The sequence below is a fragment of the Streptomyces sp. NBC_00102 genome (genome assembly GCF_026343115.1).
Taxonomy (GTDB): domain Bacteria; phylum Actinomycetota; class Actinomycetes; order Streptomycetales; family Streptomycetaceae; genus Streptomyces.
In genome coordinates, this window is record NZ_JAPEMC010000002.1 from 1 (window position 1) to 12,229 (window position 12,229).

9 protein-coding genes and 3 pseudogenes are annotated in these 12,229 nt (G+C 68.8%); 5 read left to right on the forward strand and 7 right to left on the reverse strand.

Features of this window, described 5'->3' with window-relative positions; all coding sequences use genetic code 11:
* Positions 1 to 172: 172 nt before the first annotated feature.
* On the reverse strand, positions 173 to 328 hold the full coding sequence (locus tag OHA55_RS27640) for a hypothetical protein (protein WP_266711381.1): 156 nt from the start codon (positions 326 to 328) through the stop codon (positions 173 to 175).
* A 228-nt stretch (positions 329 to 556) separates the two neighbouring features.
* On the opposite strand from OHA55_RS27640, the gene OHA55_RS27645 reads away from it, so the two are divergent.
* A complete protein-coding gene (locus OHA55_RS27645; RefSeq protein WP_266711383.1) occupies positions 557 to 1,396 on the forward strand; it encodes a hypothetical protein in 840 nt (279 codons plus the stop codon).
* A 123-nt stretch (positions 1,397 to 1,519) separates the two neighbouring features.
* Here OHA55_RS27645 and OHA55_RS27650 read toward each other — a convergent pair whose 3' ends face one another.
* Positions 1,520 to 3,355: an FG-GAP-like repeat-containing protein gene (locus tag OHA55_RS27650; RefSeq protein ID WP_266711385.1), complete on the reverse strand. Its 1,836-nt coding sequence runs from the start codon at positions 3,353 to 3,355 to the stop codon at positions 1,520 to 1,522.
* A 64-nt stretch (positions 3,356 to 3,419) separates the two neighbouring features.
* Positions 3,420 to 4,139 carry a hypothetical protein gene (locus tag OHA55_RS27655; RefSeq protein ID WP_266711387.1) on the reverse strand — a complete coding sequence of 240 codons (720 nt, stop codon included), beginning with the start codon at positions 4,137 to 4,139 and terminating at the stop codon, positions 3,420 to 3,422.
* A gap of 372 nt (positions 4,140 to 4,511) precedes the next feature.
* Between OHA55_RS27655 and OHA55_RS27660 the strand changes: the two genes are divergently transcribed.
* Both OHA55_RS27660 and OHA55_RS27665 read left to right on the forward strand, forming a co-directional pair.
* The gene (locus OHA55_RS27660; RefSeq protein WP_266711389.1) at positions 4,512 to 5,606 is read left to right on the forward strand and encodes a hypothetical protein; all 1,095 of its coding nucleotides are present in this window, start codon (positions 4,512 to 4,514) and stop codon (positions 5,604 to 5,606) included.
* A gap of 40 nt (positions 5,607 to 5,646) precedes the next feature.
* Positions 5,647 to 6,147 carry a hypothetical protein gene (locus OHA55_RS27665; RefSeq protein ID WP_266711391.1) on the forward strand — a complete coding sequence of 167 codons (501 nt, stop codon included), beginning with the start codon at positions 5,647 to 5,649 and terminating at the stop codon, positions 6,145 to 6,147.
* Positions 6,148 to 6,200: 53 nt separating this feature from the next.
* Here OHA55_RS27665 and OHA55_RS27670 read toward each other — a convergent pair whose 3' ends face one another.
* Complete coding sequence (locus OHA55_RS27670; RefSeq protein WP_266711393.1) at positions 6,201 to 7,727, reverse strand: RICIN domain-containing protein; 1,527 nt, start codon at positions 7,725 to 7,727, stop codon at positions 6,201 to 6,203.
* Positions 7,728 to 7,956: 229 nt separating this feature from the next.
* On the opposite strand from OHA55_RS27670, the pseudogene OHA55_RS27675 reads away from it, so the two are divergent.
* Positions 7,957 to 8,575: pseudogene (locus OHA55_RS27675) on the forward strand (saccharopine dehydrogenase); the annotation flags it as partial.
* Positions 8,576 to 8,922: 347 nt separating this feature from the next.
* Here OHA55_RS27675 and OHA55_RS27680 read toward each other — a convergent pair.
* The gene (locus tag OHA55_RS27680) at positions 8,923 to 9,570 is read right to left on the reverse strand and encodes a recombinase family protein (protein ID WP_266711395.1); all 648 of its coding nucleotides are present in this window, start codon (positions 9,568 to 9,570) and stop codon (positions 8,923 to 8,925) included.
* Positions 9,571 to 9,730: 160 nt separating this feature from the next.
* Between OHA55_RS27680 and OHA55_RS36605 the strand changes: the two are divergent.
* A pseudogene (locus OHA55_RS36605) lies at positions 9,731 to 11,041 on the forward strand (DUF4158 domain-containing protein); the annotation flags it as partial.
* Here the strand turns inward: OHA55_RS36605 and OHA55_RS27690 are convergent.
* Positions 11,040 to 11,657: pseudogene (locus OHA55_RS27690) on the reverse strand (site-specific integrase); the annotation flags it as partial. The pseudogenes OHA55_RS36605 and OHA55_RS27690 sit on opposite strands and share 2 nt — an antisense overlap.
* Before the next feature lie 208 nt (positions 11,658 to 11,865).
* Positions 11,866 to 12,057 (reverse strand): hypothetical protein, encoded by a 192-nt coding sequence (locus OHA55_RS27695; RefSeq protein ID WP_266711397.1) that lies wholly within the window; start codon positions 12,055 to 12,057, stop codon positions 11,866 to 11,868.
* Positions 12,058 to 12,229: the final 172 nt, after the last annotated feature.

Here is a 12,229-nt window from a genome sequence, read left to right on the forward strand (position 1 = left end):
AGATCGAGGCTAACCGGCGATCCCGGGATATGTTGCTCCGCTGCGCGAGGAAGACGATTTATCCGGGGCACGCCTGCCCGGCATCCACACCCGCCTGGCCCGACGCGGGTTGCTGCCCTCAGAACATCTGGTCGACGGCGGTTTCACCTCGCTGGTCCGCGTGGAACGGGCCTCACGCGAACACCAGATCACTGTCGCCCGGGCACTGCCGGGCAACCCAACCCGCCAGCACCGCAAGAATGAAGGCTTCGACCGGGACGACTTCCACATCGACTTCGACCGGCAACAAGTCATCTGCCCCCAGAGTCAGGTCAGCGCGGGCGGGCACGGCCCCTGCCCGACCTCCTCACCCCCCGCGGCACCGCGAGCAAGTGCGCCCCCGCCCGGCTCGTACCCTTTGCGCCACCAACGTCGGCAGCGCCCGAAACGTGGGCTCTCCACCGCGCGAGCTCCGTGTCCGTGCTGAGCAGCAGCAAACACCCGGCTGGAAGGGCCATAGCGTGAGGTCACCGAGCTGGACACCGAGGCCACGAGACTCTGGCGCCGCAGTTCCTCGATGTGCTTTACGAGCAGGGGCACGCGCCACACGCAACTCCTGAACTACTACCTGCTGACTCTCCTGACCGACTCCGATCTGGACGCCGCCGCCGGCAGATACATCGCCTCTGACGCGACGCAGGACAGCTGGAACACGCTGCGACTGCGCATGCCACCCGCGCTCCGCGACTTCATGGCCGAGCAGGCCCGAGCGTGTCTCAGCACCCAGGGCATCACGGACGAGCCCGTCCAACGGGAACCTCCCGCCACGTGGGTCACCGACGTCACCTGGCCCGAACCTGACCCGGACCATGTCGATGCCGACCTCTTCCGCCGCCTCGGCGCCCGTGAAACACCGATCCGTGACGCGACTGCCCGCCTCCGACTCAGTTACGAACACCTCCGCCTGTACGTCGAGATCACCGGCGTTGCCTTCACCGGCCCCGCACCTGCGCGCGGGCCCGGCCAGCCCACGCCACTGCAAGGCGTCCTCGACACGGAACTTCGCCGGCTCTACATCGAGGAACGCCGGACCATCACGGAGATCGCCTCTTTGGCCCGGTGCAGTTGGCGTGCTGCACGGCGTGCCCTCGCCCATGCCGACATCCCCGTCCGGCACATCGGGGCCAGCGCCCACCCCTTTCTTACCCGCCCGTGGTTCGACCACCAGTACACCGGCCTCGGGCGCACCCTTGTCGACATCGCCGAGGAGGCAGGTGTCAGCCAGGCGACCCTGATCCGCCGGGCAGCCCACTGGGGCATCCCCCGTCGGCCCCCCGGAACCCCCGGACGCCCCCGGCGCCTCGCTGGAGACCACGAGCCCGAAGAGGCCCGGCCGACGCTGACAACCCTGCGGTGATCGGGGCGGCTGACCCCGGGCCTGCCGGCGGCTGTCAGACGAACGCATACGGCGGAGGCTCGGATGAGTTCCCGGGATGTTGCGGCATGGCCGGTACCTGATGGGTTGTGGGTGCCTCAGGGGTCACCGGGTCCTGAAGCGGCGGTGGAGGTTGCGGGCGACGTGGACGCCCGGGCCGCCGAAGCCGACGATGTCGGGGCGTCCGTCGCCGGTGATGTCGGCCAGGAAGCGCGGGTGGCGGTCGACCCGCCAGCCGCCTGCGTCCTCGTTGTACCCGAAGCCGCGGCACACCAGCTGGGCTTGTTCGAAGCTGCCGTCGCCCTTGTTGTGCGATACCCAGACGCCTTCGTTGCCGAAGCCGATGATGTCGGGGGTTTTGTCGCCGGTGACGTCGGCGAGGAGGCGGGGGTGCTTCTCGCCCGTCCACCCCTGGGCCTGCCCGTAGTCGTTGAGGACGAGCTGGGCGGGCTCGAACGTGCCGTCGCCGCGCCCGCGGGCGACGACGACACCTTGGGGGCCGAAGCCGACCATGTCCAGTGGTCCGTCGCTGGTGGTTTTGATCAGGAACCGGGGGTGTTCGCTGGTGGAGCTCCATCCCTGGTCGACTCCGAATTCGTCGAGGATGTAGAGGGGTTCGGCGAATGTCCCTTCTTCGTCTTGGAGGGATACCCAGAGGCCGTCGTCGTGGCAGCCGACGATGTCGAGCCTGCCGTCGCCGGTGGTGTCGGCGAGGAAGCGGGGGTGCTTGTCGAGGAGCCAGCCGCCGGCCTCCTCACTGTGGCCGAACGCCCTTAGGGCAGGTTCGTCGGCGAGCGGCGCGAACTTTCCTTCTTCGTCCTGGAGGGATACCCAGAGGCCGTCGTCGTGGCAGCCGACGATGTCGAGCCTGCCGTCGCCGGTGGTGTCGGCCAGGAACCGGGGGTGCTTGTCGGCGAGCCAACTGCCGGCCTGAGGGCCGTGGCCGAACTCCTTCAGGGCCAGTTTGCCGCCCGCAGGCGTGAACGCGCCGCCCTCGTCCTGGGCGGACACCCGGACGCCTTCGGCGGCAAGCACGACGACACCGGGACGGCCCTCGCCGTTGAGGTCCGCGAGGGTCCACAGATCTTTGGGGCTCGCGGAGGACGTGGGCGGGTGCAGAACCCGTTCCTCGTCGACGAAGGTCCCGTCCCCTCGGCTGGATGCGGTCACCGCGCCCTTCGCGGGTTTGAGCCCGACGATGTCCGCGAGCCCTGTTCCGGTGATGTCGGCGAGGAACCGTTCACCGAGCCCCGCCCACCAGCCCGGCTGTCCGGCAGGGCAGGGGCTGGAGGTGACGGCCTGCCACTTTCCGGCGTCCTGGTCGCTGCCGAACTTGTCCAGGACCAGCAGGACGTTGCTGAAGGAAGGCGTCGCGTCGGCCGCCGGCCGCAGGGCGGTCCTGTCGTGGGCCAGTCGCCAGGACTGTCGGCTGTTCCAGTGGCTCAGCGGGGCCCAGTGCAGCACCAGGTCGCTGGTGCGCTCCGGCTCGGCCGGTACAAGGCGCCACCGCTGGCTCGGCGCGCTGTCGTCGTACTCGGCAAGGACGATCCGGGTGTCGTCGGGGCCGGGTTCGGCGAGGTCGAGAACGGCTTCGCCGACCGCGCCCTCGATGAGGTAGAGGCCCGCTTCGCCCTCGACGGGGACGAGGCGCCACTGCTGGGCCTTCTTGTTCGCTGCGGCGTCCCACTGCCGGACGCCGCGGTCCGCGGCAGCAGGGTTGTCGAGCACCTTGCCGCTGACCACGTTGCGGATCACATATGCCAGATCGTCCCCGGCGCCCGGCGCGGGGGCGAACTGCCATTGTTGCGGGCCCGGGCCGGCCTCGGGGTAGTCGCGGACGACGAGTGCCCCGTCCGCGCCCGGCGCGGCCCTGGTGCCGAGGGGCTGCCCTGTGGCGGCGTTGACGATCTCCAGCTTCAGTTCTTGCGTGGGCACGGGCATCGTGGTGCCTCTTCCAGGCGGTTGGTGCGACGGCTCGGGACGGGTACGGCGTGATAGCTGCGGCTCACGTGAAGACGTGGTGGTAGGGGACGTCCCACTCGTTGGGCAGCCGCGGGTAGAACGTGTTGATGACCGTCCCGGTGAAGTCCCCGCCCCAGTTGTAGGTGAGCCGCGCTTCACTGTCCTTGGCCACGGCGTGGTCCTTGAACCCGAGGATGGCGTCGGGGTGGGTGATCGGCACGAAGGTGATCCCGCCCCATGGCGTCACCGTGACGACCCACAGCTGGGTGTCCTCCACCGCACCGTTCTTCCCGCGCCACTTGTCGGCCACCTTGGCGGGCAGGCCCACCTGCAGGGTGTCGGCCGTGCTCTGCGGGGCGTCCTGATGGACGGTGACGCGCCTGCGCTGCGGCTTCGGGATTCCGTCGTCCCCGCGACCAGCGTCCGCGCCGGCTGTGCCGGCGGGCGGGGGCGTCACCTGGCCCGCGGCGCTCTCGATGAAGTACAGCGGCCGCTGCCCGAAGAAGCCGCCGGGGGTGATGTGCCAGAGGTGGCCCTGCGCCTCCTTGGTGGCCGGATCGAGCGCGGTGGCCAGCTTCACGCCCTTGTCGTGGCTGCTCGCCGCCAGTTCCGCGGGTCGCAGATATCCGCCGTTGAAGGCGTGGACGAGCATGACCGGCCGGTTCTCGACCAGTGCGGCCACGATCGCGTTGTCGTAGCTGTTCACCGCTACCGGGCCGCCGACCACCAAATTCGCCATTGCCGTGCGTTCCTGGGTGTACATCGCGGAAACCTCACCTGTTCTTGATGTGGAGAACAACGCCTCAGGCGCTCAGTGAAGTGGTTTATCACGTGCCATTACCGCACGCTCAATCACTCGCGATCAATTCGACTTCATAAGCGAATGCATGATCGGAGTAAATGTACTCAAAGCGGCAACTTTCGAGGTCAGGGCGCCGAGGTGAGACGTCGGAAGGCCCTCGATCGGGTGACCGAAGCTGCCGTAAATTCTTGATCACCCGTTTGAGTGCGATACCCGGATGCACCTCCTCGGGTGATGGGTCCCCTGCTAGCTTCGCTTGCCGGAGCGTGTACAGATTCCCCTTTTTGCCATTTCACCGAGTGCGGTTTCGGCCAGATCAGTCGAGGACAGAAATTGCCTTCCAACGCGTACAACCTGGAACGGGCCAAGCGTCAGCCGCTGACGAAGAAAAACCTGCGGGAACTCAACATCGAACAGACCTGGCAATCCATCCTGGATCACCCCAATCTGGTCTATGTCGACGACTACGGTGTGCAGCACAAGCCCGTCGGGTTCTCCGTGAACAAGTCGAGCTTCGGAGCTTTCACCGGCTCCGCGTACGGGCTGGGCTGGCTCGCCTACATGAACCTCGGGGAGCCGCTGATCGAGGAGCGGCGCAACATCACCCAGCCCCCGCCCGACACGTTCTCCTCGCGCACCTACGTCAACCGCAGCGGCTCCGATATGACCTTCACCGACTCGATCGACTTCACCGTGTCGAACGGTGTCACCTGGTCGCTCTCGGGAGACACCAACCTCACCTTCGGCGGCAACGTCAGCGCCCAGCTCCAGCTGGAACTGCAGAGCAAGCTCGGTCTGAATCTGCAGGGGCAGCTGGGAACGCAGCTCGCGAACCAGATGGCGAACAGGAACGCCAACACGGTGAGCAACAAGAACAGCAAGGACAGCGTAGGGGTGGACAACGACAATACGGTCGAGACGTCGGTGAGCAACGGGATGACGAACTCCGCATCGGCCACGATGACCGGCTCGGTGGACTTCACCACCACGGGCAGCGCCTCCGGCACCGCGGGCCTCAACGCCGCGCTCGCCGCAGGCATCGCGGCCTCCGTCGGCGGCTCCCTGACCACCGGCTGGACGTCACAGTCCCAGATCTCCGGAACGGTCCCGCCGGGCTCCCGCGTCGAGACCATCGTTACCCAGCGCCGTGCCCTCAAGCAGTACACCTACGAGATCCCGGTGACCTTCTCCGGGCTCCTCGCGGTGAACTACGCCGTGCCGGTGACCGTCCTGACGCCCCCGCAGCCGGACAACTACCCCCCACTCGCCAAGCTGGTCGCCCGCGACATCGCCGACCTCGACCTGGCCGGCGGTGGCTTCCGCATGAAAGGGCTCGCCGAGGTCGTCTCCGCCCTGGAGGTCCACCACACGATGTTCGACGGCGAGAGCCTGACCGACAGCGAACGAGACCTGTACAAGCAGCCGTGACCGGTGCGCGGCACCGCCACAACGACCAGAGGTGACGACCATGGTGTTCAAAAACGTCTTCGACTCCGCCGGGACAGGCGCGGGAGTCTTCTCGGTGACCACCAGCGGCGACAAGCCGCGACCGGGAGCGGGCGTCGACTTCGAAGACGCCGCCGACGACACGTACGACGACACGACCACGAGCCTGTTCACCAGCGGGATCCACGGGGCCTCGCACCGGGCGAAGATCGTGCAGGAACAGGCACCCGAAGCACGGGCCATCCTGGGCTTCCTCGCCTCCTTCATCCAGACCACCCAGGCATCCGCCGGCACCCAGGCCGCCTACGCCCAGGACCCCGGATCCGTGTCCACGGCCGCGGCCGCCGGCATGGACAAGTCCAGCGAGACGGTGAAGCAGAACGGCGACCTCCAGAAGGACGAGGGCCTGCAGGCACCGAAGAAGAGCGACTTCAAGGCACCGGACGCTCCGGCGTCGCCCACGGCCGAGGAGCCTCCCAAGGCACCCAAGGCCACCGCCGAGAAGCCGTCCGATCCCAAGTAGGTTCACAAGGTCCGAGTGGTCAGGGGCGGTACCGCCCCTGACCACTCGTGCGTTCACACGGGCAGCAGCTGCCACTGGCGGTCGCGGTGGTCGCCCTGCGCCCCGTACTGCTTGATCACCGTGGGGGCGTTTGTGTCGACGCGCAGCAGCAGACCGCTGTTGCGGTTCGCGATCTCATACACCCGCGGTGTGTCGGTCACCGACCCGACCGGGATCAGCCGCCACTGCTGGTGCTCGGCGTCGCTGCCCTCGTACGCTCGCTGCGCGACCACCGCCCCGTCGACGGTGCCTCCTCCGACGACCTCCAGGACCTTGCCGCTGCGCACGTTCTCGATCCGGTACAGGACCTCACCCTCGGCCTGGCCCGAAGCGATCAGCCGCCACCGCTGGTGCGCCCGGGGCGACGCGAGGGACTGCTGGATCTCGGCCCCGTCCTTGAGTGACTCACGCTGGACCCCCATCCGCAGCCTGCTGCGCACATTGGCCCAGGAAACCACCGTGCCCGACTCGGGCAAACCGGCCATCTTCTCCGACGCGATCTTCCGGATCCGGTTGTTGAGGTGGTCGGCGATGTAGAGGGTGTCGACACAGTCCACGGCGAGGCCGAACGGACTGTTCAGCTTCGCCGCGGTGGCCGGGCCGTCGTCACCGGCGAAGCCCGGAGCACCCGTACCGGCAACCGTGCTGATCTTGCCGTCAGCCGCGACCCGCCGAACCCGGTGATTGCCGTATTCGGAGATGTAGAGAGCGCCGGTGGTGTCCACCACGATCCCGTAGGGCCTGTTCAGCTTCGCCGCGTTGGCCGGGCCGCCGTCACCGGCGAAGCCCGCACCGCTCGTTCCCGCAACCGTACTGATCTTCCCGTCAACCGCGACCCGCCGAACCCGGTGGTTCCCGGAATCAGCGATGTAGACGGCATCGTCACGGTCCACTACCACCGCGTACGGAGCGTTCAGCTGGGCCGAACCCGCCGGCCCTCCGTCGCCCCCAAAACCGGCGACTCCGGTGCCCGCGAACCTGGTGATCTTCCCGTCGGCTGTGATCTTCCGAATGCGGTGGCTGCCGAACTCGGCGATATAGAGAGCCCCGGTACTGTCCACAGCGACCCCGAACGGCTTGTTCAGCTGCGCCAAAGTAGCGGCGGCGTTGTCGCCACCGGAGCCCGGAGCGCCCGTCCCGGCAACCGTGCTGATCTTGCCGTCGGCCGTAATCTTCCGAACCCGGTTGTTGGACGCGTCAGCCACGTAGACGGTGCCGGTACGGTCCACCGCCACCTCCCGCGGGCAGTTCAGCTGAGCATTGGCGCCGGGGCCATCGTCTCCCCCGTAGCCCGAGGCTCCAGTGCCGGCGATGGTGCTGATCTTCCCGTCAGTCGTGATTTTCCGGACGCGGTGGTTGCTGTAATCGGAGAAGTAGAGCGTGCCTGCACTGTCCACCGCGATCCCGTACGGCAATTTCAACTGCGCGGAGCGGGCGGCACCGTTGTCCCCTGCAAACCCCGCAACCCCGGTCCCCGCGACCGCGCTGATCCGGGGTGCCGAGTCCTCGTCACCGGTGGCTGCCGCCTGAGGAGTGCTCACTGTCGTCCCTTCGTCGTTCACCGACCGCTCACTACAGCCGGCTGTAGATCGATTCCAGCAAGCATGAGGAGTGCCCGGTCGGCAAAGTCACCAATGGGTGCCTTCACGCATTGCGTTGACGCAGCCCCGCGGTCCGGCTGCGATCCACGGTCAGCGCCTGGAGATGACAAATGGGCGCGGCGAGCCGGGCAGCTGGCCGCAGGCAACGGAGACTTAAACGGTGCCTGACATGCTGCGCATCTGGATGAGACACGAATCCCGGCGGACCGAACGGCGTGCCGCCCTTGTGCCGGAGGATGCCCGCAAACTGATCGGCCGCGGTTTGCACGTGACCGTTGAAGAATCTCCGCAGCGTGCCTTCCCTGCCCACGCCTACGCGGATACAGGCTGCGCGATCGTGCCGCCGGGCAGTTGGAGGACCCATTGCCCTGCGACGGGCATCGTCCTGGGCCTCAAGGAACTGCCGGACGAGCCGGCGGACCTGATCCACCGGCACATCTTCTTCGGCCACGCCTACAAGGGGCCAGCCGAGGGCACCGCAACTGTTGCGGCGATTCGCGGCACGCGGCGGCACCCTCCTCGACCTCGAACACCTCCTCGACGCCGAAGGCCGCCGGATCGCGGCCTTCGGCTACTGGGCGGGCTACGCAGGCGCGTCACTCGCCGTTCTCCAGCACCGGGGCGAACTGACAGTGCCGCTCGCTCCCTCATCCAGCGTGATCGGCGCGCACGGGCGCTCGGGGCGCGGGGCCTGCGACGCACTCCGTACGGCCGGTATCCAGCCGACCCGTTGGGGATCCGACGACACCCGGGACCTGAACCGTGAGGTGCTGCTCGCGCACGACATCACCGCCATCCCGAACAGCAACTGCAACGGCAAGACCCGCACCAGCACCGTCGTGACGAGCAACTACCACAACGACGCGGCAGACGTTCCGTTCACCGTCGCCGTTCTGTAGCCACCCGCACGCGAAGTACCCCGGGCCGGCAGGCCGGTTCACCGGCCCAGGTCCAAGGGCGGAGCCCGGCAGCCTTGCCGGGCTCCGCTCAGCCATGAGGCTGCGCCTGTCACGACGGCCCGGGAACCCGGCACACCGGCCGGCCGGGCAAGAGCCCCCGCTGAGGCAGGTGCTCGCCGCCCGTCAGCGGCTGTGAACCGCCTCGCCATCGCCCTTGAGTAGTAGAGGGGCAGCGGTTAACGGTGAGATTGATCTTGGCCTGCATCCAATTTGGCTCGCTGGGTGACCAGGCGCTGGCGGAGGTCGAGTTCCTCGGGGGTGAGCGGGTCGCTGGGGCGACGGATCTGTACGCGGGTGGGTCGTAGCGGTAGGTCGGCATCCTCCTCGGCGAGGGCTGCGGCCTCCTCGGCGTCGGCGAGTGCCCGGTAGACCGAGGCGACCGAGGGGTGCTCGCCGGCGTTCTTGCCGGTCTTGATGACGAGCTTCTTGGCGATCTCCGGGACAGGGGTGCCCTTGTCCTTGAGCGCGATAGCAAAGGTGAGCATGTCGTCGTCGATGACCTTCGGCCGGCCGCCGTGGTTGCCCTTGCGGGCGGCGGTCTGCTGGCCCTCCAGGGTCTTCTCCCGGATGTAGTTGCGGTCGAGCTGGGCGGCGACGGCGAGGACTGCGAAGAGCATCGAGCCCATGCCGCCCGGGTCGTAGACGCCGGTGAGCGGGCCGGTGAGGAGTTCGAGCCGGATGCCGGCGCCCTCCAGGTCGGCGGAGAGCTGCATCAGCTCGGCGGCGTTGCGGGCCAGGCGCTTCATCTCGTGGACGGTCAGGATGACGACCTGGTCGGGGGCCGTCTCCTTGAACTCGGTGGCGAGCTTGAGGGCCGCGGCCATCTCGGGGCGGTGCTTGACCCGGGTGCTGATCTTGGGGGTCGAGGAACATCCATGCCAGATCGTGCGCTAAGGGCGGCCCGGTTACGGGAGGCCGTTGACCTGGACTGATCGTGGGCCTGAATCTTCGCGGGTCGATGTTGTCGATCTTCGGAGGGCCGTTGTGGCGGTCGAGTTTCTGACGGATGAGCAGGCGTCTCGGTACGGGGCGTTCTGCGGCGCCCCGGCGCGGGCGGAGCTGGAGCGGTTCTTCTTCCTGGACGACGCGGATCGGGAGAAGGTGCAGGCGAAGCGGCGGGCGCACAACCGGCTGGGCTTCGCGGTGCAGCTGACGACGGTGCGGTTCCTGGGGCGGTTCATGCCGGACCCGCGGCAGGTGCCGGGGGAGGTGGCGGAGTACCTGGCCGAGCAGCTGGGGATCGCGGACGCCTCGGTGTTGGCGGAGTACGGCGAGCGCGACGGGACGGCTCGCTCGCACGCCGGGGAGATTCAGCAGGACGGCGGCTGGCGGGACTTCGCCGAGGTCCGGGACGAGCTGGTGCGGTGGCTGGACGCGAGGGCGTGGACGACCGGGGAGGGGCCGAAGGCGCTGTTCGACGCGGCAGTGGCCTGGCTGCGCGAGCGGCGGGTGCTGCTGCCGGGAGTGAGCCGGTTCGCCCGGCTGGTGGCGTCGGTGCGGGAAGCGGCGAACCAGCGGCTGTGGGACACCCTGCATGGCCTGCTCACGCCCGGGCAGCGGGCGGCGCTGGACGAGCTGCTGACAGTGCCGGCCGGGGCGCGGGTCTCGGAGCTGGACCGGCTGCGGCGCGGGCCGGTGCGGGTGTCGGGACCGCAGATGAAGGCCGCGCTGGAGCGCGCCCAGGAGATCGCCGCTCTGGGCATGGGCGAGGTCGACGTGGCCGGGGTGCCGCCGCGCCGGCTGGCGGAGCTGTCCCGCTACGGCGTGGACGGGAAGGCGTCGCTGCTGCGCCGGCACTCGGACGCGCGGCGGCTGGCCACCTTGCTGGCCACCGCGGTGCACCTGACCACCCGGGCTGTGGACGACGCGCTGGACCTGCTGGACGTGCTGGTGGCCACCAGGCTGCTGGCGCGGGCGGAGCGGGAGAGTGCGAAGGCGAAGTTGAAGACCCTGCCGAAGGTGGAGCGGGCCGGCGCGAAGCTCGCCGCCGCGCTGCGGGTGGTGCTGGAGGAGACCGCCGAGCAGGTCGACACCTCCACCGGGGAGATCACCGCGCCGAAGGTGGCGACGCTGGCGGCGATGTGGGAGGCGATCGAGGCCGTGGTGCCGCGGGGCGAGCTCGCCGCGGCGGTGGCCGCGATGGTCGAGCTGGCGCCGCCGCTGGACTCGGATGCGGACGAGGCGTGGCGGCGGATGCTGATCAGCCGGTTCGCCACGGTGCGGCCGTTCTTGAAGCTGCTGATGGAGGTGGTGGACTTCGACGCGACGGCGGAAGGGGCACCGGTGCTGCGGGCAGCCGGGGCAGCAGCCGGGCGGTGCCCGCGTCCCAGAACACCGTTTCCAGTACGTAGTCGGCGCGGGTCGCGCTGCGGCGGCGCACTTTCGGCTGGGCGCCCTTCGACTTCACCGGGACCCGGCGGCCGGCCAGGTCCAGGTCCTCAATGTTGACATCCAGGATCTTCTCGGAGCGGGCGCACGTCTCGTAGAGCATCCGCCACAGGGTCTTCTCCCGCAGGTGGACGTCCCGGCGGGCGATCAGCCGGTCGATCGCCATCTTCGAACGCACCGGGGTGTCGGAATCCGGCGGCGGCATCCGCTTCGCCCACACCGGGACCGCCGGCCCGTCGTAGCCGCGCTCGGCGCACCAGCCGGTCCAGGACAGCACCGCGCCGCGGCGGGCGTTCCAGGTGTTCACCGCCGCAGTGCCCCACAGCAGTTCCAGCGCCTCGCCGATCTCGTCGTCCTGGACGGCGGCCAGCGGTCGGCCTTCGCCGATCCGCTCGGCGGTCTTCCCGACGGCGATGCCGTAGTTCCGGACGGTGTTCGGGTTCGCCAGCGAGTCGAGGAAGGCGTCGGCCGCCGTCCGGACGGTCAGCGCCTTCCCGGTCGGCAGCAGCAGGACCGCAGGCACCGTCTCTCCCTTGCCACAGATAACAGGGTCGCTTCACGCAGCGTGCGGAGAACGTCTCCGCAGGTCGCACTCAGTGATACCGTAGATAATAGGGCGTTATCTGTGGGAAGACTTCACCACCACCCTGCGGCCGACGGTCCGTCAGCCGTCCACCAGCCACGATCCGGGCTTAGCGCACGATCCGGCATGGATGTTCCTCAACCCCCGGTCAGCGCTGGACGACGTCCTTGGCGAGATCGCGGTGGATCAGGTCCACCACGACGTCGCGGCCGGTGAACTGCCGGGCGGAGTCGCCCAGTCCGTAGGTGGCGGCCTCCTCGACGTCTCCGGCGACCACGGCGCGCAGGGCCATCGCCGTGGTGGCGGCGCGGTGGCGTCCGCCGGCGCACTGCGTGACCACGGTGAGCGGGGCGGCGGTGGGTCCGGCCAGGTACGCCTCGATCTGCAGCGCGGTCGCGGCGAGCAGGGGCCCGCCCTTGAGTAGTAGAGGAGCAGCGGTTAACGGTGAGATTGATCTTGACCTGCATTCAGCTCGGCTCGCTGGGTGACCAGGCGCTGGCGGAGGTCGAGTT